This window comes from Levilactobacillus mulengensis (genome assembly GCF_003946045.1).
Taxonomy (GTDB): Bacteria; Bacillota; Bacilli; order Lactobacillales; family Lactobacillaceae; genus Levilactobacillus; species Levilactobacillus mulengensis.
Window position 1 is genome coordinate 328,368 of record NZ_RHNW01000002.1, and the last position, 24,650, is coordinate 353,017.

The 24,650-nt window shown below is 49.9% G+C and carries 17 protein-coding genes; 3 read left to right on the forward strand and 14 right to left on the reverse strand.

All coding sequences use genetic code 11. From position 1 onward, the window contains the following. Positions 1–47: 47 nt before the first annotated feature. The 4 genes from EKM84_RS03745 to EKM84_RS03760 all read right to left on the reverse strand — a co-directional run bounded on the left by EKM84_RS03745 (position 48) and on the right by EKM84_RS03760 (position 6,393). Positions 48–740, reverse strand: coding sequence for a 2,3-diphosphoglycerate-dependent phosphoglycerate mutase (locus EKM84_RS03745; RefSeq protein WP_125763795.1), 693 nt, complete (start codon positions 738–740; stop codon positions 48–50). 174 nt (positions 741–914) lie between these two features. Continuing rightward, the gene (locus EKM84_RS03750) at positions 915–2,006 is read right to left on the reverse strand and encodes an AI-2E family transporter (protein WP_125763797.1); all 1,092 of its coding nucleotides are present in this window, start codon (positions 2,004–2,006) and stop codon (positions 915–917) included. 999 nt (positions 2,007–3,005) lie between these two features. Next, a complete protein-coding gene (locus tag EKM84_RS03755; protein WP_225418127.1) occupies positions 3,006–3,974 on the reverse strand; it encodes an ROK family protein in 969 nt (322 codons plus the stop codon). A gap of 1,516 nt (positions 3,975–5,490) precedes the next feature. Beyond that, complete coding sequence (locus tag EKM84_RS03760; RefSeq protein ID WP_125763801.1) at positions 5,491–6,393, reverse strand: hypothetical protein; 903 nt, start codon at positions 6,391–6,393, stop codon at positions 5,491–5,493. Between the two features lie 215 nt (positions 6,394–6,608). Between EKM84_RS03760 and EKM84_RS03765 the strand changes: the two genes are divergently transcribed. The 3 genes from EKM84_RS03765 (at position 6,609) to EKM84_RS03775 (ending at position 10,487) form a co-directional block, all read left to right on the forward strand. Then, on the forward strand, positions 6,609–7,805 hold the full coding sequence (locus EKM84_RS03765; RefSeq protein WP_125763803.1) for an SAM-dependent methyltransferase: 1,197 nt from the start codon (positions 6,609–6,611) through the stop codon (positions 7,803–7,805). Positions 7,806–8,468: 663 nt separating this feature from the next. Further along, entirely contained in the window at positions 8,469–9,344 is an 876-nt protein-coding gene (locus EKM84_RS03770; protein WP_125763805.1) for a hypothetical protein, read from the forward strand. A 321-nt stretch (positions 9,345–9,665) separates the two neighbouring features. Further along, positions 9,666–10,487: a hypothetical protein gene (locus tag EKM84_RS03775; RefSeq protein WP_164511296.1), complete on the forward strand. Its 822-nt coding sequence runs from the start codon at positions 9,666–9,668 to the stop codon at positions 10,485–10,487. A 182-nt stretch (positions 10,488–10,669) separates the two neighbouring features. Here the strand turns inward: EKM84_RS03775 and EKM84_RS03780 are convergent, their stop codons facing one another. From EKM84_RS03780 to guaB, 10 genes are all read right to left on the reverse strand, one after another. Continuing rightward, positions 10,670–12,166 (reverse strand): RNA-binding domain-containing protein, encoded by a 1,497-nt coding sequence (locus EKM84_RS03780; RefSeq protein ID WP_125763809.1) that lies wholly within the window; start codon positions 12,164–12,166, stop codon positions 10,670–10,672. A gap of 344 nt (positions 12,167–12,510) precedes the next feature. After that, positions 12,511–12,858 carry an AzlD domain-containing protein gene (locus tag EKM84_RS03785; protein WP_125763811.1) on the reverse strand — a complete coding sequence of 116 codons (348 nt, stop codon included), beginning with the start codon at positions 12,856–12,858 and terminating at the stop codon, positions 12,511–12,513. 17 nt (positions 12,859–12,875) lie between these two features. Further along, positions 12,876–13,682 carry an AzlC family ABC transporter permease gene (locus EKM84_RS03790; protein WP_125763813.1) on the reverse strand — a complete coding sequence of 269 codons (807 nt, stop codon included), beginning with the start codon at positions 13,680–13,682 and terminating at the stop codon, positions 12,876–12,878. Between the two features lie 195 nt (positions 13,683–13,877). Then, positions 13,878–14,378 (reverse strand): GNAT family N-acetyltransferase, encoded by a 501-nt coding sequence (locus tag EKM84_RS03795; protein ID WP_125763815.1) that lies wholly within the window; start codon positions 14,376–14,378, stop codon positions 13,878–13,880. 87 nt (positions 14,379–14,465) lie between these two features. Next, on the reverse strand, positions 14,466–17,480 hold the full coding sequence (locus tag EKM84_RS03800) for a YhgE/Pip domain-containing protein (RefSeq protein WP_191988061.1): 3,015 nt from the start codon (positions 17,478–17,480) through the stop codon (positions 14,466–14,468). A gap of 739 nt (positions 17,481–18,219) precedes the next feature. Further along, entirely contained in the window at positions 18,220–19,542 is a 1,323-nt protein-coding gene (locus EKM84_RS03805; RefSeq protein ID WP_125763817.1) for a serine hydrolase, read from the reverse strand. A gap of 49 nt (positions 19,543–19,591) precedes the next feature. Next, positions 19,592–20,767 carry a sensor histidine kinase gene (locus tag EKM84_RS03810; protein WP_125763819.1) on the reverse strand — a complete coding sequence of 392 codons (1,176 nt, stop codon included), beginning with the start codon at positions 20,765–20,767 and terminating at the stop codon, positions 19,592–19,594. A gap of 749 nt (positions 20,768–21,516) precedes the next feature. Next, positions 21,517–22,206 carry a response regulator transcription factor gene (locus EKM84_RS03815; protein ID WP_125763821.1) on the reverse strand — a complete coding sequence of 230 codons (690 nt, stop codon included), beginning with the start codon at positions 22,204–22,206 and terminating at the stop codon, positions 21,517–21,519. 491 nt (positions 22,207–22,697) lie between these two features. Beyond that, a complete protein-coding gene (relB, locus tag EKM84_RS03820) occupies positions 22,698–22,952 on the reverse strand; it encodes a type II toxin-antitoxin system RelB family antitoxin (protein WP_125763823.1) in 255 nt (84 codons plus the stop codon). A gap of 401 nt (positions 22,953–23,353) precedes the next feature. Then, positions 23,354–24,493 (reverse strand): IMP dehydrogenase, encoded by a 1,140-nt coding sequence (gene guaB, locus EKM84_RS03825; protein WP_125763826.1) that lies wholly within the window; start codon positions 24,491–24,493, stop codon positions 23,354–23,356. Between the last annotated feature and the right edge of the window lie 157 nt (positions 24,494–24,650).

Consider the following 24,650-nt stretch of genomic DNA (forward strand, 5'->3'; position numbering starts at 1 on the left):
ACGAAAAAGCCGCCCCCCATGTGCGAGGCGGCTTCGATTCAGAAGGACTACTTGCCCAACTTCGTCTTGTTAGTCATGTTTAACTTGTCATCGAAGTCGTAGACAACTGGTTCACCAGTAGCCATTTCGAGGTCCATGATGTCATCGTCGGAGATCCGTTCGATGTACTTGCTTAAGGCACGTAATGAGTTCCCATGAGCGGCGATGATAACGTTCTTGCCATCAAGCAACTTAGGAGCCACTTGGTCTTCCCAAAATGGCATAACCCGTTCCAGGGTAACCTTCAAGTTTTCACCACCGGGGACGATGTTAGGGTCCAAGTTTGCGTAACGTGGGTCCTTAACAGCTGAACCTTCAGCGTCTGCATCCAAAAGTGGAGGCAAAACATCGTAAGAACGACGCCAGATGTGGACTTGGTCATCGCCGTACTTTTCAGCGGTTTCCTTCTTGTTCAAACCTTGCAAAGCACCGTAGTGACGTTCGTTCAAACGCCAAGTCTTGGTTTCTGGAATCCAAAGTTGGTCGGATTCTTCCAAAACGTAGTGTAACGTCTTGATTGCCCGCTTCAGAACTGACGTGTAAGCGTAGTCGAACTTCAAGCCAGATTCCTTGATCTTGTTCCCAGCTGCCTTAGCTTCTTCGACACCCTTTTCGCTTAAATCAACGTCAACCCAACCAGTGAACTTGTTTGCCAAGTTCCATTCACTTTGGCCGTGGCGAATCAATACTAATTTTGCCATCACTTATAACCTCTTTCTGTCGTAGAATACTTTGTCATTTTACACCATCTAGCCGCGAATTTCAGCTAAATTGTGTGGTTCTTTACATGAAACCGTTTTCTTCTGTGAGAACTCTCAGAGCGCCCGCAACCTAACAAAAAGTGGCGCTCACCATTTCGGCTGCGCCACGTTCATTTACTCTTTTTTATCGCTGCTCGGGCCGTAATTGCGCCGAATTTCACGTAATTTTTGCACATCCACGTGGGGTGGCTGATGCAGGCCATGGACCGGCCGGACACCCAGGATGTCCAGGAAGAAGGTGAAGATTGGCACCCCGACAATCAGGCCCCAAACGCCAAACAGTTGCTCACCCGCCAACAAGACCACGAAGGTGTAGAAGATGGGGAGTTCCGTTCTGCTCGACATGAATTTGGGATTCAGCACGTAGGCTTCCAGTGCGTGGACCACGACGATCATCACTAGGATGTAGACCACGTAGCGGAACCCACCGACTGAGTACCCCAGAATCGTCAATGGTACCACGGACACGATGACCCCGGCCACGGGAATCAGGCTCAGGATAAAGATCATGATGGCCAGCGTTGGCAGTTGCGGCATCCCCATGAAGGCCAGCACAATCGTGGTAATCACGGTGTTGCACAGGGCAATGAAGAATTGCGCTTCCAGCACGACCCCAAACGTGTTGACGAACTTGGTCGCAAAGAAGTTGATATCCTCAAAGAACCAGCCGTAAGTACTGGTCAGGAAGCGTTTGGAAAACTCGCCCATCTGCTTACTTTCAATCGTGAAGAAGAAACTCAAGATCATTGACATAAACAGCGTCGCCCCGAATGAGCCAATCGTGGAAACGTACGTCAGGACGAGCTTGGCGCCATTTTGCAGCTGGCTCACAATGTCAGACGTCTTGATGTAGTTCGCCACGTAACTGATGATTTCGTTGCTGTCATTTTTCGGATTCTGATAGAACTTAAATAACTGTTCAATCCCGTGCATCGATGAATTCAAGATCTGCGGTAAATAGGTTGTGACCGCCCAATACAGGCCGCCAATGATGACGACGTAGGTTACCGTCACAATCAACGCCGGCGGTAATTTGACGACCTTGCGCACCGCCTTGACCAGCTGCAGCACCAAAAACGTGAAAATAAACGTCAGTAGAATCATGTTCATTTCCGCTCTGATCAGCCACAGGACAAAGATAATCAGCGCCAGTACCGTAAATCGCCGGAGCCGGACATTTTCTACGAAGCGTTGCCATACACTCACTTGTGAATCTCCCCCATCCATTCAATAGCTTTATTATACCGTATCTCGCCAGATTCCCTAGTGGTTTACCTGGAAAATATTCGCTGGCTGACGAGTTCTACGAAACCATGCCGCCTGCGGCCTCCAGGTACGCCACCAGCTGTGGGGCCCGCTTCCGGCCTGAGAGGCGGTCCTCCAGCTCGCTTTTAAGCCGCGAAGCCCACGCGTCTCAAAAGTCGTCCCGTGCTGTAGGGCCGAGAAGCCCACTCGGTCCAACACCACCGACACAGCAGGCTCTGTACCTGGCTGCCTCCGGCTCAAGCTGGGTGGTGCCCAGCGAATTTGTTTCGGTTCGTAAACGGCTACGGTTGGCGTGTCCGTTCTGACATTCGTTCCCGGCGGCGGGTTCAACCTGCCCTGCTGTGGGGCCCGGCTCCAGCCTGGGGAACAGGCTTCCACCTCGCCTTGAAACCTCGCTAAAACCGCGAGTTTCCAAGGTCGACCCATGGCCTAAGCTGAAATAGCCCCTTCAGCTAATGCCATCGACACAGCTGTTCAGGTTGACCCGCCTCTGGTCACTCAGACTGGCCAACTCGTTTACTACGCTAGAACCAATTCAACGTTCCAGCTAATACTAGGCTTCACTATTGAGCGTCACACGTAACCTGGTTTACTTTCCAAGCTGAGTCAACGTAAAAACGAATTCCCCCCCCGAAGAGAGACACCAATTTATTACGCCCTTAAACCAGTCCAAGCCGTGAGGGCGGGGCAAATAGGCTCAGCCGGGGGATTTAGCTCTAGTCAGCCCTGCTGACTAGAGCTAAATGGTGACTTTGAGACTCGTTTCCCAGAGGCTCAAAGCAAGTTCCGAGACCGCTCTTCGGCTCGGAACGTCCTGCCCCCAGCGTTCCGGCCTATTTGCCCCGCCCGGTAAGGCGCCATCAACGACCAATTTAAAGGCAAAATAAAAACTTCTGTCCGCGATGAACAGAAGCCCTTACGTATGCCGTTTCGTTTTCGTTATGCTTCGACTCCCTCTAAGACTGCCGACCGCTGATTACTAAAGGTCAGTTGTAAGTCGTCCAAGGCCAATGCCCGGTGAATGATGGCTGACGCGCCACCCATCAGTGAGGCTTCCTTGGAGTTCTTGGTTAACAGCAAAGGTGCTTTTCTTAAAATTTCTAACTTGCCCACGTAGTCACGCACCTGATCCATCAGCTCTGGCAACAGCTCCAAAATTGGGGCGTTGACGATGATGGCGTCTGGGGCGAACGTGCTGGACAGGTTGCCCAAGACCTTGCTCAGGTAGTAGGCAAACTCGTCCAAAATGGACAACAGTTCTGGCCGGTGACCCAGGTAGTCGCGCCGAATCCGGTTGACGTCGACCCGGTCAATGTTTTGGTAGGCCATGATCCGTTGCAGGACGTTGCCCTCCGCAACATAGTGGTTCACCGTTTCCATATTATCTTCTTTATACCGATCGGCCAATGGACAATTCCCAATGTTGCCGGCCTCGCCGTTGTGCCCCCGGTACAGGTGACCTTCCGTAATGATTCCGGCCGAAACTTGATCACGAATCGTGACCGAAATCAGGTTTTGATAAACACCCTCGCCGGAGAAGTCCCGTTCGTAAATCGCGGACTCGTTGGCCAAGTTTTCCAAGACCACCGGCACCTGGAATTTATCGCTAAAGTATTTTGCCAAATCAAAGTTCTTAAAGCCCTTCAGTGAGGCACCTAAAATCTGATTCTCATAAATCGTGCCATCCAAGCCAAACGCGATACCTAATAACCGGGTCTGGCTTGCCGCCATGATGTTGGCGATACGTTCGTCGATCATATCTAACACGGACGTCAGATCAACGTCTCTGGTCGACACGCTTTCGTAGTTCTCAGACCGCCCGTCCAATCTGCAAGTGATCATTGAGAAGCGAGAACGTAAAATGTTGATGCTGATGACATAACCATACCCCACGTTTAGTAATGCCATAACGGGCTTCCGCCCACCATTCCGGGTGCTTACGCCGTGACCAACCTCACGGATCAACCCTTCATGAAGTAACTGACTATAAATATCCGAGACCGTAACTTTATTCAAACTAAGATTTCGTGATATCTGGCTCCGCGAAATCGGGCCAGCATTCACAATCTGCTGCAAAACCTGTTTCTCATTGGTGGTGCGCATAATGTGTTTGTTGATAATCATAATTTTCTTGATAACGTGCCCCTATAAATAGCTTGTGGCGATTCGGGAATCAAATCAGTTTAGGTTGCCCCATCCCCCAAGATTGGTGCTCACCCGCTATTTGCGGGGGTCGCGTTACCTAACCCCCCTTGTAGATTCTGATTCTAACTATATAGTAAATCCTCCTAACGAATATAGCATGGAAAACGACTCGTGAAATTTTTGGCGGTTTTTTCGGGAATATTCCAGACAAACCGCGTGCCTATTGGGATACAGCTCGTGAAATCACTAAATGTGTTAGCTATTTAGCCAATCAGTTGATTAACCAATTTGTTTACTAACCTACCTTACATGTCAAGTTTTGACCCCTAATCGTTGGAAATGGTAAAGTTTCTTACTTAATCGACTTAACTCTTTTTGCATTAATGCATTTTGGTGGTCGTTGAATGTACTCCACCTGCGGCCTCTGGGCATTCCGTCTGCTGTGGGGAACGGTTCCGGCCTGAGAAGCGGTCCGCCACCTCGCTTTGAAACCTCGCTAAAACCGCGAGTTTCCAAAGTCGTCCCGTGCTGTAAGGCTGGGAAAGCCCGCCCAGTCTAACACCACCGACACAGCCGCCTCCATGCCCAGCTGCCTCCGGCTCCGTGGCAACGGCCACCAAATTCCTTAATGTCCCGGCTAAACTAGTTGTCAGTCCTGCCTCCGGGCGGTGAAAATGAGACCGGAACGCGGTGGGCGCCCGTCTAGAGCCAAAGGACGGTCTCCAGACTTACTCTGAGCCGCAGACCACGTCTCAAAGATAGCAGTTCCCTAAGCGGCCCAACCCGCCACTAAGGGAACTCCCACGGCTAAGCTCATTTTCACCACCCCTGCGGCTGGCACTGGTTTAGCCCGTGGCCACCCCGATTCATATAACAATAGTCATCAAGTAATCAATTAGCCAAATACTCCAGCTAGACAAAAAGAACGTCCCACACCGACAACTGTCGATACAAGACGCTCTCCAAAATCAAATTAAATTATCCTATTCATTACAAACCATACTACCCAACCATCACGAACAGAATCAGAAGTCGCCACCTTGGTGGTCAAACTCACTGTCAGCCGTGAGGGCGGCGAAAATAAACTCAGCCGTGGGAATGGTCTTAGTGGCGTATGCGCCGCTTAGACCATTGGTGTCTTTGAGACTCGTTTCTCAGAGGCTCAAAGCAAGTCCGGAGACCGCCTTTTGGCTCCGGGCGTCCGCCCCAGCGTTCCGGTTTATTTTCGCCGCCCGGTAAGGCGCTGGCAACGCACAATCTGGTTCTCGACCACCAAGACCTACTTCAGATACTGTTCTGTGTACTTGGTGAGGGAGATGCCCTTCTTGCTGGCCGTCTGTAAGGCGACCCGGACGTCCTGATCACTCATGGCGTCTGCCTGGCCACCGGCCGCGTTGATAGTCTTGCGGGCACTGGTGATTTGGCCGGCCGTGATGGTCTTGCCGTCCAGTTCCTTTTGCTTTTGCGTGACCGTGTATTCGTTGCTACCGGAATAATTGTTGGCCGCTGACTGTTCTGACGACGTCAATGACGCGCTGGAACTGTTGGTGGCACCGGTATTGCTACTGCTGGACGCCGTTGACGACGAGGAACTGCTACTGCTGTCACTCGAGGCTGCCGACGTTTGACCGGCATTGTTGGCCTTGCGCAGGGCTAAGGCTTGATCGTACAAGTTCTTGTAATACTTCTGGCGGAACTTGGCGTTGTTGAAAAGTTCATCCAACGTGGTGTTCGATTGCCCGTAGTTTAACGCTTGATTCTGGCCCGAAGCCGTCTTCAAAATCTTCTTGAACTGTTTAACGTTGGCGCGGATATCCTTGACCAATTTGGCCTTGGTGGTTGCCCGCTTGACCAGCACCGTGGATGCGTTGGTCGTGTTCTTGACCTCAGCATAGTGGTCCGCTGCGCTAGCGAATTTCAAATCGTCCAGTGCATTTTCCGCAGACACGAAGCGTTGTGTCTGCGTTAAGTAGCGTTGGGCTGGCTTATCGTTCAGCCGCCGTTTTAAAGCGTTTTGGAAATAACTTTCCGCTTGCGTATAATGTTTATCCTGAATGGCAGTCCGACCGTTGGCCATTGCCGCTTGGTACTCCTTGGCTGTCGCGTGATGATTGGAATACGCGTACCCGCCAATCAGCAGTGCCACAACGATTGTTGCCACGACCCATACCCATTTTTTCAAATGAAAGACCTCCGCTGGTTAATTGTATCTTCATTATACCATGCAAGCCTAATGAAACCCCCAATTTTACCGCGGACTAATCGCAAATTAATGTTAACCGCTTTCACCAAAGCTCCCCCTTACCCTTTACCCACTTAAAGGCGTATAATGTCCAAGTGAATTTTATTTTCTTTGTGTCCAAATTCAAATCTAGAAAACCGGAAAGGACCCCTGTCATGCTTGAAAAAACATTTTACAAAACGTTTCTGAGTCACACTTTCAACATCCCCGTTCGCGTTAACTATTGGGACGGGACTTCCGATGTCTATGGGACCGGCACTCCCGACATCACGATCACCATCCACGAGGCCATTCCGGTCAAGGAAATCTCCCGCAACGCGTCCATCGCGCTGGGTGAAGCCATCATGGACGGCACCATCGAAATCGATGGGAGCATCGAAGACTTACTGACGGCCGCTTACGAAAATGCCGACAGTTTCTTCCACAACAAGAAGTTCATTCATTTCTTACCTAAACAAAAACACACGGAAAAGGAAAGTATCACCGACGTTCAAAACCATTATGATATCGGTAATAATTTCTACAACTTATGGTTGGATGACACCATGACGTATTCCTGTGCCTACTTTAAAACACCGGAAGACAGCCTGTACACGGCGCAAATGAACAAGGTCCACCACATCATCAAGAAGTTGAACCCGCAACCGGGCAAGACTCTCTTGGACATTGGTTGTGGCTGGGGTACCCTGATGTTAACGGCAGCGAAGGACTACGGTCTGCACGTTACCGGGATCACGTTGAGCCAAGAACAATACGACTACGTGAACCAACAAATCAAGGACCAAGGCCTCGAAGACGTTGCCGAAGTTCGTTTGGAAGACTACCGCGAATTGGGCAACGAACAATGGGATTACATCACCTCAGTGGGGATGTTTGAACACGTTGGTCAAGAAAACTTGGGCCAATACTTCGACTGCGTTCAAAAATACCTGATGAACGATGGTGTCGCCTTGATTCACGGGATTACCCGTCAACAAGGTGGGGCCAACAATGGTTGGCTGAACAAATGGATCTTCCCAGGTGGCTACGTGCCCGGCTTGATTGAAAACACCACGCACATCATCGAAAGTGGTTTGCAAATTGATGATATGGAACCCCTGCGCCGTCACTACCAAAAGACGGTGGAAATTTGGGATGATAACTTCAACGCCCACCGCGATGAAGTTGCCAAGATGTTTGACGAAAACTTCGTGCGCATGTGGGATCTTTACCTGCAGGCTTGCGCGGCTTCCTTCAAGTCTGGTAATATTGACGTGATTCAGTATTTGATTTCGAAGGGCCCTTCTGCCCGGATGCTGCCAATGACGCGGGACTACATGTACGATGAGACCCACGACAAGGTCGCTAACTAATTCAAATGACTCGGGTGACCGCGGATCACTCGACTAAAAAACACCTGCTAACCGGATTGATCACCGGTTGGCGGGTGTTTTTTGTTGGGGTCGGGTGTAGCCATCGCCTCCAGGCTGGTGAAAATGGCCTGGAACGCTGGGGCGGACGTCCAGAGCCATGGAGCGGTCTCTGGACTTACTTTGAGCCTCACAGAACGAGTCTCAAAGCTACCAATCCAGTAAGCGGGCTCGGCCGCTTACTGGATTCCCACGGCTTAGGCCATTTTCACCAGCCTTGCGGCTAACACAGGTTGAACCCTAAACACCTGCCCCTTCTCCGTTCCGCCGTGTTATCTGGACGGATTATTTGAAAACACAATCACCTAGTTTTCATAACTACATCTACGGACTTTGATAACGTATTTTCATCAGGCTTACCTGGTTCGTCACGGTTATCGAAACCACAATTTCACAAAGTTTTTAATATCAAGATTGTGAAAACGACACTTTATGTAATCGCTTCATTTACCGTTTGATTCCAGTTTCCTCAATCTCGTATTTAGTGAAGTGATGGCCCTCAACCGTTGTTTGTGATTTTCAGTTATCCTTTTTTTGACCTTGTTTTCATGATAAACTCTGGGTACACAATTAAATTGTGCCTACTAAAGAGTAAGGAGACTTCATATGATTACGGGGATTAAGCAAGCGCTGTTACTGACAACAGCTGTGACGCTTGCCGCCGGCGGGGAAATCAGCGCGCTGGCCGCAACCAAGACCATTGGCAAGCTCACTCAGGTCCGGGTGACCAAACACACCCTGACTGGCAAAACGACCAAGAACGCTAAGGTCCAGCTCTTCAACGCTCGGGGGAAGTCGTTGGCGAGTGGCCGGACCAATCATCTCGGCAAGTTCAAACTCAGCTTGAAGCATCAAAACTTGGGGAAGTTGAAATTCAAGCTAGCCGCTTCAAAGCCAGGTTATCGGTCGCGGACGTTTACCAGCCAGCAGATCAATAAGGCGGTCACGCAAGCGTTGGCTAATCAGGTGACAAACACGCCAACCAAGCCAGTACCTGCCAAACCGGGAAAGCCCGTCAAACCGACGCGGCCCACGCAGTCGACGAGCAATAATCGGCCCAGCACCAGCGGTAATTCTGGGGGGAATGCCGCGGATACTGGGGCCAACGTGTCCAAACTGATTCGGGCCAAGCGCGCGGAAATTGCGGCTGCTAAGGCGGAATATCTTCGGCTGACGCAGCAGTTAGCGCCCACGTCCAATCGGATTACGGCATGCGGCACCATCATCCGTAATGAAAGGGCTAATCGTGACGTCGTCAAAAAAGATTTAGCCGACGCCACCGCCCGGCAAGATGCCGCGAGAATGCAATCAGCTAATCAGGAGATTGCTAATATCAACGCTATCATCATCGCCGCACAGAACGAACGCGCTGAGTTGTACAAGTATTTGATTCCATTGGAAGACGCGCGGACGAAGCTCAGCAGTCTAATGGACGAGCTAGAATCACTAGATAAGACCTATGTGCCAGAGGAGATTAGGTAAGCAACACACTATTTTGGGGGAAATGAGGACGAAGCACACGGTGGGGGCTGTGTGCTTTTTGGGTTGGTCTCCCCTATTAGCTAACTCATATCCATTTAGCTATTTTTACATACCCTTTCATTAATTTTTGACACAACTGTATTTATTGTGAAAACGTGTGGCTCCTGGATTGCCGTCACCATTGGTGATTCGCACGGCTAATCGTATGAACCTTTTTCAGTGATTTTCATCTCTGCTTTTGCCGGGGTGACCCCCATGCTATAGTAGCTTCAACCAGCAGAATAGTTGGCCAATCAAGATATAAAGGGGATTATATTTAAGATGGATATGAAGAAGATTGTTATGGCTGCCACGTTGCTTTCGATTGTTACCGGGGGAGAAGTTAGCGCCCTAGCTGCCAAGACCCAACACTCTGTCGCTAAGATTACGCACGTTAAGGTCACGAAGCACAAGGTCACGGGCTACACAACCGCCCAGTCCCACGTCAAACTGATGAAGCTGAAGCACGGGGAAAAGGTTTCGGCTACTGCCAACAAGCATGGTAAGTTCACGCTGAAGGTTAAGAGTAATAACCTGACAAAACTGAAGTTTAAGCTGAAGGCTACTAAGACTGGCTTGAAGGCCCGGACTTACACGCATAAGGTTAAGAAGGCCGTGCAGTCGATCGATGATGGGGCCACTACTGAGACGCAGACTGCCCCTGCTGTGGTTAAACCTGATAGTTCTAGTGCAGATAAGCAGACTGAAAAGAAAAAGGAGACTCATAAAGAGGCTCCTAAGATTATCAACGTGTATAGCACCCCCAAGACTGAATTTGAAAGCGCACAATTGGCTTTTGACAACGCAATTGGTTTGGCAGCAGCCGACAAAACTGCTCAAAAAGATATGCGTGCACGTATGTTTACCCTAATTAACGATCAGATTACACCTAGTCATCCAAACCCAACAGCTGCTACAGATTTTTCAGAAAATGTCTCTGACCACACTTACAACACCTTCAAGGAAAAAATCAAGACATCAAAGAACTATAGTGCTATTCTTTCAGCAGCCAAACGTCTTATCAAGGCTAAGGCAGCTATTACAGCTTTGAACTCATTAACTGAAGGTCTTCAAGTTCCAAATCCAGAAGTTCACCCCCAATAATCACAGTCTTAATAAGAGATAGAATTTAAAATGCCACTCTAAAAAGCGAAGCCAAATGGTTCCGCTTTTTTAGCAATCAATTTTATTAACTCCACCCACATCTAAGTACTAACCAAATTATTTATAAACTACGGAAATTCCCTGGATAAAGTACAAGTATCAGTTCAATGCCCTTCAATCGGTCACATCTTCTTAAACATCTGCCGCATCAAGTCCGGCATAGCTTGAAATTGAGCTAAAACCTGATTCTGTGTTTGTCTGATTATATACTTCGTCGCTCTAGCCTTACCAGTACGCTCGATAATTTTTTTATCAATCAATTTACTCAGTTCCTGGTTGACCACTGAACGAGAGTATCCGGTTTGACTCTCAATATCTTTATGAGAAAGCCGCTTTCCTGGCTGACTGATTATCACCTTGATGATATTACGCTCTCTATCTGAAACCTCTTTTCCAGAGAATGAATCGGCTAAATCCACCTTCCAAATCTTCAAGGAAGTTTGACTGATGTCTGTAGTAATTTCAGGCGACTTGAACTCATTAACCAATGCCGATTCGTAAATCTTTTCTCCACCATGACCAGCCCGCTCACCATAACCCGCTTGCAAAAACAGCTTCGAAATCACCGTGTTTCGATTACGCGATTTGTTAGTCGTAAAAAAGTCCGACGAGGCAATCTTCATTTTTCCTGGATTAGTAAACTCATAATAATTGATGGTATTATTCAACGTTAATGGCATACTCTCAAAGTAATCCGCATGCATCAGCATATTTATTAGCCCTTCACGCAAGGCCACCGACATAGCCCCAAATGTATCAATTCGCTGTCCTTTATCATCCAGCTTAAATGATCCTGGCGCAGAAACCTGAAGCAACTCATCCACCTTTTTAAAGAAACTATACACATTAAGGTTTTGTTCAATCGAAGATATTCGCTTACGCCACCGGTCTTGATTAGGCTGTGTCTTATCAAAGTAGTCTAATTGAAAATCAGGGAAGTGATGTAAAATTGCGTTGTTGCTGCCAAAGAATAGTAACCCGCCTGCAGTTAAGCCGAGTTCTCCAGTCCCTGAAAAGTCCTTTGAAATGACGCCAATCTTGCTCAAAAACTCTGGTATTGAAAAACGTTCATAACTTCTATACGTCTCACGTGCTAACAGCTCTTTACGATAGCTGTTCACATCTTCCATGTTTAGCTCATCAATTCCATAGTTCTTAAGGACCTCAATATCCAGGCTCTCCTGTGATAGTCGAATTAACGCCTTTAAGTTTTCTCCCTTTGCTTGACCATCGATAGCCCCCTCCCTAATGAAGGTCCGATGGATATCTTTATTCAAAAATACTGGTTTCTTATTGTCAGGCGCTTCATCCACTCTGATTTCAATCACTGCTTTACCACTATCAAGCTCTGACACAATTATGCTTTCATTTGAAATGGAACTATAACTCAGAAAACCCTTATTGATTGCAGACCAAAAATCATCCAAGATTTTCTGACGTTCATTAACTCCCTCCGCTGCAAACGAATGATTTGAATTTTCAACAATACCGAGGAATAAGCTCCCACCATCTGTATTTTCGAATGCCGAGATTGTTTCCCACGCTTCTTTAGGGAATGCGTTCTTGGCCTTCTTATATTCACGATGTTCATTCTCAATGGGAATCTCATCAAATTCCATAGACTTTTACCTCCTCAAGCCCCATTACACCCTTATGTAGTAACTACCCTTCACATTAATCACGTCGAATCAATCTGCAGATAACCTGCAGATTCTCGAAAAGTACAGAGTCCATTAAAAGCCCGTCATACCAGCGTTAATCTGCTTTATTTTCTCAGCTAAGAATTAAGTAATGCAGATAACCTGCAGATACTTTGGAAAGTTCAAGTCACCAAATTTCCATTTTAAATCTGAAGACAACCATTATTTCCCATGTCTTCAGTATACCAACATCCCATCTAAATAAAACAAAAAGGCGAGGAGAGTCCCCGCCTTACAACAAAATCAATTTAATTTAACCCACGTCACGCAATAAACATGCTCAACAGGAACACGGCTAGTAAGCCGGTGACCACCGAAATGATCATGGAGCGCGTGCGGTAGGCAATGATGACGACGATGACCGCCGCAATCATTTCAGAAAAATGGTTAAAGATAATTTGATAAGTGGCACTGTCGATGAAGATATCCTTCACAATCAGCGCGGTAAATAATGAAACTGGCACAAACTTCATCCACTCGTTGAACCATTCGGGAATGGCCCGCTTCGTGAACAACATTAAGGGAATGAAGCGCGGCACGAAGGCAACACAAAAGCCAAGAATGATCAACCAAAAGTGTTGCGTACTGTTCCACGTATTAACTGCATTCATATAGCGTCTCCTGTATCCTAATCAGCGTCCGATTCACTCTCCACCGTTGACTTCTTCGAACCTGGACTGCGGAGTTTCCACAGCCAATGGCTATCTGGCAAACGTTTGCGCAACGTCGTCTCCAGGAAGAACCCAATCAATGAAGCAATAATCGTCGAAATAACCAGCCCTAACGTACTCTTGGTGAGCATCATGCAGAGCGCTGCCAGCACCCCAGAAAGCACACAAATGGCAATCGTCAAGCGGTTCTTGATTTGCATCACAATCATGTACAAGAACAACGCCGTTAGCGCAAAGTTTACGACTCCCAGGTCAATCTTCAGCGTGCTACCGATTAAACTCCCGATAACGTTGCTGACGGCCCAGAACAGCAAGGAATAGTGCTCCACCATCAGGGCTTCCTTACCCGTCCACTTTTTATCCGTGGCAAATTTTAAGTAGTTTATGGCGTAATTTTCATCGTTTAAAGAAATCGCAAACGCAAATAAAAAGCGATTGGATTGGCCTTTTAAGTAAGGCGATAAACTCGAACTCAGTAATGCATACCGTAATTCCAAAAAGAACAACATCAAAACAATTGAAAGTAGTGGGGAATTAATGGTCAACATCGTGGCAATTAAGAATTGTGCCCCACCAGAAAAGATCAATATCGAAACTAATCCAGTCAGTAAGGTATTGAACCCTGCCGCGTGTAGCAAAATCCCACAAGCCAGCCCAATCGGAATGTAACTCAAATTAAGGGGCATGGCTACCCGCAGTGTCGACCGCCATAAGGGTTCATTGGGGTCCGGCACCTGCTTGGGGTTTGGCCGTCGTTTATTCAAGAATGTTTGCCTCCGTCGAATACTCTGAGATATGAAGCAAGTTAATGGGTTTACATGATAAAACCACACGATGATATTTTAACATGTTTCACGTCATTTTCATATAACAGTTGTGATATTTAGCAAAGGTCAGCCGTTATCACCCCCGGTTTGATTAGAGGTTTGTGAAAAAGTCCAGCGAATTTTCATCGTTTGCTAGTCGGTTAAATGCTTACCGTAGACTTCCAAATCGGCCGTGAATCCCTGCATGTCAGCAATCGCTGGCAAATGCCCCCAATGTTCGTAGCCGTGCTTCTCAAATAAATGGCGACTGGCCTGGTTGTGGCCAAAGATCCGCGAAATAATCGTCGTCAGTCCCAGGCGTTTGCCGGCCCTCTCAGCCCATTCTACGGCTCGTCCACCTAAGTGGTGGCCCTGCGCCTCAGACGCCAGATACAGGGCAATTTCGGCCGTTCGCGCGTAGGCTACGCGGTCACTGTAGGGTTCCAGCCCGACAAACCCGACAACTTGGCCGTCTGCTTCGATGACCCACAACGGAAAGTGGTCCGCGGAGAACTCTTGAAACCACGGCTGGCGCTGAGCGACCGTCATCGGCGTCAGGTCGGCGGTACTCCCCTTGGTGGCAATTGCCTGATTATAAATTGCGACCACCCGCGGCTGATCAGCGGTGGTGGCTAACCGAAACGTGACTGACATCTTCATCCCTCATTTCTCTCAATAAAATCGATTATACGCAAAAAGCGCCGCAAAACCAGTGGTTTCACGACGCTTCCATTTTAAATCTTATGAATGTGAATTCGACTCTGGGTCTTCGACGGCCTGGAGTTTTTGATTATCATCCAATTGTGACTTGCCCATGAGATGCTTCTTCTGGAGCCAAACCATGGTTGGCCAGAGCAGTGCTAAACCAATGATGGTAAAGAGTGCTAAGACCCATAAGGCTTGACCGACCATTCCCGACATCCCCGACGTAATGGCTTCACGGAATCCGAGGATTGAGTAAGTCATTGGCAGGAATGGGTGAACGACGTTGTAGAAGTGGTTGGTGACTTCCATTGGGAACGTCCCACCGGAACCACCAAGTTGTAGCATCAGGAGAACCATGGCGATGAAACGACCAGGGTTGTCCAGTAACATTGACAGGAACATGACGATAAACATCGACGCTTCCGCGAAGAAGATGGAAATCAGAATCATTTGACCTGGGTGATCAACACTCAAGCCACCTAACATCATCAGGACGGGTTCGATCAGCCCCATGGCGAGCCCTTCGGCGGCACCAATGGAAACCTTACTCAAGTACCAGCCAGTGGCACTCCCGCCTTCGCGTGAGACCTTCCGAATTGGGAAGGCAAAGTTGAAGACCAGGGCCCCAACGTAGAGGGCAACGGATAACACGTAAGGTGCTAAGGCGTGACCATAGTTAGGTACGTAGCTGTAGCTTTCGTGCTTCAAATGCGTTGGTGCGGCAAACATGTCGGCCGTCTTGTTGGTCAACGGTTGGGCCTTGAGTTGATCAGCACCACTCTTCAGGGACTTGGCCAGCGTGCCATTTCCCTTCTTGAGCTTGTTGGCACCTTGCATCAGCTTGTTGCTGTTGTCGTCCAATTGTTGTGAGCCATCGGCCAGTTGGTTGACCCCACTGGTTAAAGCAGGCACCTTGCTGTTCAAGGTGTTCAACCCAGAGGTCAGTTGACCGGCACCGTTTGAAAGTTGGCTAGAAGCACTAGTCAGCTTGTTGCCAGCGGCCGTCAGCTTAGGCGTGTTGGCGTTGAGCTTGTTGCCGGCAGCCGTTAACTTGCCCGTGTTGGCGTTCAACTGGTTCACACCAGCAGCGGCCGTCTTCAGCCCACCGTTCAATTGCGTAGCCCCAGCGGCAACCTTCTTGGACCCACTCTTCAGGGCAGGACCATTCTTAGCTAACTTGGCCGTCCCGTTCATGATCTGGGTGACCCCGTCGGTTAAGGTTGGCACTTGGCTGTTAAGCGTGGATAACCCCTTGTTCAGCGTGGTTGAGCCTGCGAAGGCTTGGTCGACGCCGGACGTGTATTGGGTAACACCAGAAGCTAACTGATTAACACCAGCGACTAAGCTAGTTCCTTGTGATGGATTCACGGCTGCATTAAGTTTCTGAACACCCGCCATGAATGCCTGCAAGCCTTGAATTTGATCAGTTAGGCCAGAAGTATCCGGTATACTCAAATTAGCAAGACTAGCATTAATCTTAGCAATACCCGCGGTCATTTGTCCAGTGGCACCTTGAATGGTAGCAACGTCGGTAGCAATAGTTGCACTATCAACGGTTCCACCAGAGGCCGTAATACCTTTAACAGCAGCAGTGGCTTTGGTAGTATCACTAATGACTGCATCTGCCAACGTCTTAGCGTCCTCAACTGTAGTAGCATCTTTAATCTTCGCAGCACCATTCTGAGCATCCGAGATGTACCCCTGAGCGGTATCTTGCCCAGTTATTTTGGCACTGCCATCAGCTTTCTTTAAAGTAGCAGTAATGTCACTACTCTCACTGTTGATTAGTGCAATAGCCTTTGAAAACTGGCTTAACCCTGTTTTCAAATCAGTAATTGAAGTCGTATCACCACTTAATCCAGACAGAGAAGATGTCATACTATTCAACTGTTGCGAAATAACTGCTGCATTTTGGCCTAAAGTAGCCACACTACTTGATAAAGTAGATGCTTGCGTTGAGAGTGTATTAGCGCCGTCGTTCAACGACTTAGAGTTACCACTCAAAGTAGACAGTCCAGAGTTCAAACTCTTACTCCCGTCAGCCAGCTTAGTAACGCCGCTAGCCAGAGAAGTCGAGCCCTTACCCAGAGTCTTCACCCCAGAGTTCAACGTGTAAACCCCATTAACGTAGGTGTAGGTCCCAGACTTCAACGTCTTGGCACCAGAAGCTAATTGGGAAGTCCCGGCGGTCAACTTAGGCATCCCCGCACTCAGTTTGCTGACACCACCGGTAAATTGGTTAACGCCATTGGTGTATTGGCCAACCCCACTAGTATAGGTATTAACCCCACTAGCGAATTGCCCCACACCGGCCGTGTAGGTGCCTAAGCCGGTCTGCAACGTCTTCGCCCCGGTCGACAATTGTTGAATCCCGGTAGCTAGTGGCGTCACGGACGTCTTCATTTGTTGCAGGCCGCCATTCAACGTGTGAACCCCGGTCGTGTAAGTGTTCAGGCCATCCGTCAAGGTAACCGTCCCGTTCTTCAACTGAGCGGACCCCTTGGCAGCCTTGTCCATCCCCTTACCAACGGCAAAGATTTGCTTAAAGGTCGCTTGGGCATAGGCCTTCGTCACCTTGGCACGAATTTCACTGTCCAGCTTGGAGGACCCCACTTCACTCATAACCTGAGCGATGTAGTTGGCGGAACCGTTCGTCTTGTAGGTAAACGTCATCTTCTTCGGGTGCTTGTTCAGCGCCGTCGCAGCGTTTGCCGAAAAGTTCTTAGGGAATGTAATAACGGTATAGTATTTGTGGTGCTTCAGCCCGTCAGCCGCCGTCTTAGCGGAAACGAACTTCCATCCCAACTGCTTGTTCTTTTTCAAGTTGGTAATCGTTTGATCCCCAACGTTTAATTTTTGGCCTTGGTAAGTCACCGGCTTATCCTGGTTAACCACCGCAACGGGCAGTTCACCGGTTTCACCGTATGGGTCCCAAACCGATTTCAGAAAGAAGATACTGTAGAGGAATGGAATAAACATAATGGCCAACACGGAGATCAAAATCAACCGGTTGTGCCGAATGTAATTCCACTCGCCTTTAATCATGTTCACGAATGCCAACTCCCTTTTCCTCAAAATAATCTTAAAATTGCGTGTTCTCAGCTAATGTTAAAGAGTATCTTCGCACATTAATACTTGACTTGTCAAAACAACAACACGCCATCAACAATCTAACGAAATCGCCACCAACAGTGTAAAATCAACGTTTCGCCAACTTTTTATAAAATAAAATAAATTTCAGACACGGTTAAGGTTGACCCTTTAGTACATAAAATATTATATCCCACGCGTCAACTAGGTACATTGATTTGAATCAAGCGGACGGCGGACCACTGCCGCCTCTGGAGTTTCCGCCGGCTACGAGCAACTCCACTTGAACAACTAGTCACGCTTCAAACACTCGCCCCACTAAAAAATCCCCAACCAGAGTAACCACTCCGATTGAGGACTTTGCTAGACACATTTAATCGAAACCACTCACACAAACGACAACCGTCAGTTTGTTCTAAACCGGTGTCAACCGCAGGGCTGGGAAAACTGGACCGGTCGCGGAAGTGACCAGAGGCGAGCCAAGGTGACCGGCTGTGTCGATGGTCTTAGCTGAGGTTTCTCACTCAGCTTAGACCATGGGACAACCTTTGAGACCGCTTCTCAGGCTCAAAGTTGAGGTGGAAGCCCGCTCTTCGGCTGGAACCGGCCCCACAGCAGGGATCCTTGAGCGCGCCGCCGGGAACGGACGCGACCAGGCCCAGTTTTCACCAGCCCGGAGGCGCAATCAAAGCACAAAAGTTTAGAACAATGCGACGATGGCGCGCCAGAGGCGGACGAAGACGTTCGCCTTCTCCACCGCCCCAGTAACCTTAACCGGCACGCGAGTCGTTTTGGTATTCCCCAAGAAGCCCAGTTGATCGCCCTTCAAGGAAATGTTGGCGGTCCCGACGACCGTGTTCTTGGCAACGGGGGCTTCCAAGGCCTTGTTCTTAACCAGTTTGCTCTTCAGCGTCGTGGTGGATTGGACATTGCTAGCGACTTGGTCGTTGCGAATCCACAGCTTCACGCCTTGAGTCAACGCCAGTTTGGCCGTCTTTTCCTTGGCATCGTTGGTCTTGACCGTCTTACTACCAGTCACCTGGCTGCCGACCTTGACGTTAACCGTCTTGAAGTTGTTGTAAACGTAAGACATCATCTTTTGCGTTTGCTTGAAACGTGAAGGATCAGTTTCGGACTTGTGGGCCGCGTGCAGGACGACGGTCACGATCCGGTTGCCGTTATTGTTGGCAGTCCCGGTAAAGTTGGCGCCGGCCGCGTCGGAGGTCCCCGTCTTCAAGCCGTCCACGTGAAGTTTTGCGTATGAGGCGGACAGGCCCTTCAACATCCAGTTCCAGTTTTCCATCTTGGTGGCGTCATTGGTGCCCTTTTCAAACCACATCTTCTTAACGCTGGTGGTCTGCAGGACTTCTGGATACTTATCTAACAGGGCGACGGCCAACTTGGCTTGGTCGGCAGCGGACCATTCGTTTTCGGTGGAACCGGCCACGTTGTCGTAACCCAACTTGCCGACCTGCTTGTTCGTCAGCCCACAAGCGTTGTAAATTTTGGCATTCGTCATACCCAACTTCTTGGCTTGGGCCCGCATCTTATCCACGAAGGCGTGCGGTGACCCGGCAACCGCCGTCCCCAGGGCTTCGATGGCCCCGTTGGCGGAGTAGATCAGGGACGCCTGGTACAACGCCTTGACCGTGTACTTGTGACCCGCGCGCAGCGGCACGTTGGACAGATTGGTGTTTTGTGCGACCTTGGCCGTAGCCTTGTTCACGGTGATTTTTTGGTCCCACTTCAGCTGGCCACTGTGGACCGCGTCGAGCACCAGGTAGATGGACAACAGCTTGGTCATCGAGGCGACTGGCAAGGCTTGATCACTATTTTTATCGTAGAGAATCTGCCCCGTCTTGGCGTCGACGGCAATCCCGGCTTTGGCCTTCAGGTTGACCGTGGTGCTGGTACTGGTCGTGGCCGCTTGGGCCGTGACCGGCGCGCTAAGGGTACTGAGGCTTCCGGCAAACAGCATCATCGCCGTTACCAAGCCCATAACAACTTGTTTTAAACGTTTCATCAATGAAAACTCCTCTATCTTATGTAGTTACCGGAAAAGTCCGGCAGCTTTAGTTGACCGCTCCCGCCGTTTTTAATCGCTGGGGAATGGCCAAGGGTTGATCATGTTTAACAGGTAAATGAATCACGAAACTGGTCAGGTCGTCGTCGGATTCGACGTAGATGTACCCGCCGTGCAGAGCCACGATTCTTTGCGCAATCGCCAGCCCCAGCCCGGTCCCGCCAGTTTCCTTGGAACGGGATTCTTCCACGCGGTAGAACCGTTCGAAAATGAGGGCCAACGACTCCTTGGGAATCTTGGGACCATCGTTGGTCACGCGGACCTCCAACTCGTTGTCGCTGACGCGTTTGGCTAGCAGGTTGATTTCTTTCCCGCCGTCGCCGTACTTCAGCGCGTTTGAGACCAGGTTGTTAAACACCCGGACCAACTTTTCGGGGTCGGCTTCCATCATTAAACTAGCTGGCTCGCTGGCCGCGCCAATCGTCATGCCCTTCTTCTGGGCCTCCAGCTCGAAGCTGGCGCCCAGTTGTTCGAGCATGGCGGCCAAGTCGATGGTCGTCAGGCTCAGTGGCGTGTCCGTCTGGCGGACCTTGGTGTACTCGAACAGGTCGTCCACCAGGGACTTCATCTGTTTCGATTTCAAAAAGGCCGTGTGCGTGTATTTCAAAACGTCCTCTTGACTGTGGTACTGCTGGTCTTCGATCAAACCCAGGTAGCCAATGATCGACGTCAATGGCGTCCGGATATCGTGGCTGACGTTGGTGATCAGTTCGTCTTTGGACTTCTCAATCGCCCGCTCCTCATCCATCGAGTGAATGACAGAATCGACCAGGGCATTGACGGAATCCACGACCCGCTGCACGTCGCCGCTGACCCGGAACGGAATCCGGTGGTCAAAATGGCCGTTGGCAATGTAATGCAGCTCCTCAATGATATGGTGCAGCTGCATTTGCCGGTAGCGCCGAATCAGCCGCCACCAAACGACCAAGGCGTCCGCGATGATCATGAAGCCAACGAAGACATTTTCCCAGCTCCACAGCTGAAAGTGATTCGGGCCAAAGACTACGGACCGTTTGATGATAAAAATCCCGTCCCGCAGTCCGGGGTTGCTTTGAATGGCTTGGCTGATCAGCACCAGTAGCGCCAGGTTCAGCATCAACAGCAGGATGACCGTGACGACGCCTTCCATGAACAGCGCGCTTTTCTCACGAGTGGTTAGCTTCATGCTGCGGCCCCCCGCGGACGATTCAATTGGACTTGTTCCCATTTGCCCATAACTTACTCCTTCTCCAATTGGTGAAACTTCTGTTTTAAATTAGATTGTGTTGGTGCGGAAGTGCTCGTGCTGGTCGCCTGCGGCTTCCAGGTACTACGCCTGCTGTGGGGCCGGTTCCCGCCTGAGAAGCGGGCTCCCACCTCGACTTTAAGCCCTGCGAAGTTCACGCAGGTCTCAAAGGTCGTCCCGTGCTGTAAGGCCGAGAAAAATCGCTCGGTCTAACACCACCGACACAGCCGTCTCCGTACCTGGCTTCCTCCGGCTCAGATGGTGCGCTCACGTGAAACTGGTTGCGGGCGTGTCACCCATTGACTTGGTGGCGGGTAGCCGCAACTGAGCGACGCCACTTGCATGGCCACGGGAAAGGAACCCACGCCAACCACACAGGATGAGGCCGCGAGTGAACGCTGCCATCAACGGCAAACACACAAACCCAAGTAGCTACCAGCTTGACTCACACGACTATCGCGGCCATTAAAAACCAGTATACGCCGAGAGGACACGCAAATATGGCTCAGCCATGGGATTTATGACGCGCGTGCGCGTCATAAATGGTGACTTTGAGACTCGCTTCTCAGAGGCTCAAAGCAAGTCGGAAGACCGCTTCTCAGGCTTCCGGCGTCCTCCCCATAGCGTTCCGGCCATATTTGCGTGTCCGGTAAGGCACCAGCATCCACTAAACTATCTTTAAACCAATATTAGTGTGATTCAATCTTGTAGCCAACGCCCCAGACGGTCTGGATGACCTTTTCCCCGTTGGTAGCGTCTTCGATCTTATCACGCAAATGGCTCACGTGAACCATGACGGTCTTAGCGGAGACAATGCTTTCTTGACGCCAAACGCGTTCGAAAATTTCGTCAGCGGAGAAGACCCGGTTGGGGTGGCTCGCTAACAGGTAGAGAATCCCGAACTCTAAGGCCGTCAGGGAAATCGTCTTGCCGGCAATCGTTTTGACTTCGTGAGAATCCTTGTTGATGGTCAACGTCCCAATGTCCAGGACATCTGGCGCATCGTCGGTCACTTGGTCTTGGCTCCGCCGCAACAGCGACTTAACTCGTGCCATAACTTCTAGCGGGTTAAATGGCTTAGTGACATAATCATCGGCACCGGAAATCAATCCCTGAATCTTGTCCATGTCACCGGTCTTGGCTGACAGGATCAGAATGGGAATTTGGGAGTCTTTCCGAACTTCCTTCATGACTTCGATCCCACTCATTTCAGGCATCATGATGTCCAAAATCATCAGAGCAATGTCCGGCGTGGTGTGTAATTTGGTCAGCGCTTCCTTACCGTTGTAGGCGGTCAGGGGTTCGTAACCTTCGTTTTTAATATAAATTTCGAGTAATTGGGCAATTTCTTTATCATCATCGACAACTAAAATTTTCATAATTGGGCTAATCTCCTTTAACGGCTAGGTCTAACACTAGCGGTCTTCCCCGTAGGTTTACGTCTATTCTAGCAAATAAACTGCGTGACGTGACCGGAAAACCCGAACCTTTAGTCGGGCGTAAGGCACTTTACCATTCCTTAATCTTACACTATTTGCGGGCGACCCGCCAACCCGACATTAAGCTCCGATTAAGTCCTAACCTGGTTTACGCGCCTCCGGGATGGTGAAAATGAGAGCGGCAAGTCACCAGCGTTCCCGACGGCGGATTCAAGATGCCCTGCTGTGGGGAACGGTGCCAGCCTGAGGAGCGGTCTGGCACCTCGCCTTTGAGCCCAAATTCGGTCTCAAAGGTCGTCCCGTGCTCTAAGCTGAGAAAAACCACTCAGCTAAGACCACCGACACAGCCGGCCACCTTGATCCGCCTCTGGTCACTCAGACTTGCCACTCATTTTCTACCTACCCGTCCGCTGCCACTACATTGCTCGTACTTACTCTGTCTTTGCCGGTTTAATATGCTCATCTCCACCAAATTCAGCCAACACCTGTGCCATCGAAACGGTCGACTGGTCCTTGGCGTGGTAATATTTGTACGCGGACTCAGCCATCAAGACATCGTAGGCATCTTCAAGTTGCTCAAAGGAATATGTCAGAATCAGTGCCGACAACGATAACCCATAAAACTTAGCCATCCGCTGTAACCATACCTTTTCGGCGGCGCTCACCCGAATAGAAATTGTTGCCATCCCACTTCACCTCACTTGTCCTGAAGTATACGCCTCCCCCCTGACAATCCTAGAATTTGCGCTCAAAAAAGGCTAACCAGAAATTTCCGGTTAGCCTTCTGTTTATCTCATTTGAGTTTATACAATCACACAGCCAAAACGCCTGACTGCGGCAACCCACAAACAAACCCGTTGCGGGTCAAACTAGTTGGAGCCGTGAGGGCGGTTTAAAATGGACTCAGCCGTGGGATTTATCACGCGCGTGCGCGTGATAAATGGTGACTTTGAGACTCGCACTATGAGGCTCAAAGCAAGTCCCAAGACCGCTCTTTGGCTCGGGGCGCCCTGCCCACCGCGTTCCGGTCCATTTTAAACCGCCCGGTAGGCGCTGCCAAGCTCAGTTTGACCCGCCCCGAACGGTTTTATTTGTAGTTAGGGGCTGCCTTGGTAATTTGGACGTCGTGGGGGTGCGACTCGATCAGGCCGGCGTTGGAAATCCGAACAAACTGCGCGTCATTGATCAAATCCTGAATCGTGGCGCTCCCGGTGTAACCCATCCCGGAACGCAGGCCACCAACCATTTGGAAGATGATGTCGTTGACGCTGCCCTTGTATTCTACGCGGGCTTCGATGCCTTCTGGCACCAGTTTGTCGGCTTCGTTGACGCCACCTTGGAAGTAACGGTCGGCTGAGCCGTGAGACATGGCAGCCAAGCTCCCCATCCCCCGGTACGTCTTGTATTTCTTACCGTTGTCTTCGATGACTTCGCCAGGTGCTTCGTCGGTTCCGGAGAACATGGAACCAAACATGACGGCGTTCCCACCGGCAGCGATGGCCTTCACGATGTCACCAGAGTACTTCATCCCGCCATCAGCGATGATGGGCTTGCCAAATTCACGGGCCACTTGCGCGGCGTCGTAAATGGCGGTCAATTGGGGCACACCGACACCGGCAACCACCCGCGTCGTGCAGATAGAACCAGGGCCGATACCCACTTTGACCACGTCAACACCGGCTTCGAACAGGGCCCGGGTACCTTCACCCGTGGCGACGTTCCCGGCAATCAGCGTGGCGTCTGGCAATTGTTGGCGAATTTCAGCAACCTTGCGTAACACCCCAGCGGAATGACCGTGGGCGGTGTCGATGATGATGGCATCCGCGCCAGCTTTAAGTAAGGCGCTGGCCCGGTCGAACGTGTCGGACGTGACCCCAACGGCAGCGGCGACTAACAAATGATTGTTCGCGTCGACTGCAGCCTTAGGGAATTGGCTAGCATCGTTTTCGATGGCCTTCACGTCAGCGACCATTTGAGCTTGGTCGTCGGCACTCATGTTCTTGTGGATGACCCCGAGGCCCCCGTTACGCGCCATGGCAGTGGCCATCTTGGTTTCAGTAACGGTGTCCATGGAGGCACTCAAAAACGGAACGTTCAGCTTTAGGTTCGGGGCTAATTGGACACTCAGATCGACTTCATTCGGTAAAACGTGGCTTTCAGCGGGTATTAACAAAACATCATCAAAAGTGAATCCTTCTTTAGCAAACTTCGTGTCCCAATTAGACATAGTTGATATCGCTCCTCTTAATTTTAGTCTCAGGCTCGGTTAGGAATCCTGGGAGATATTGTTTCTTAATTTACCAGTCTAGGCCATTCAGGTCAAGGCTTCTCATTGAACTATCATGGAGTAATTAACGGTAGTGATTAAATGGATCAGGTGACGA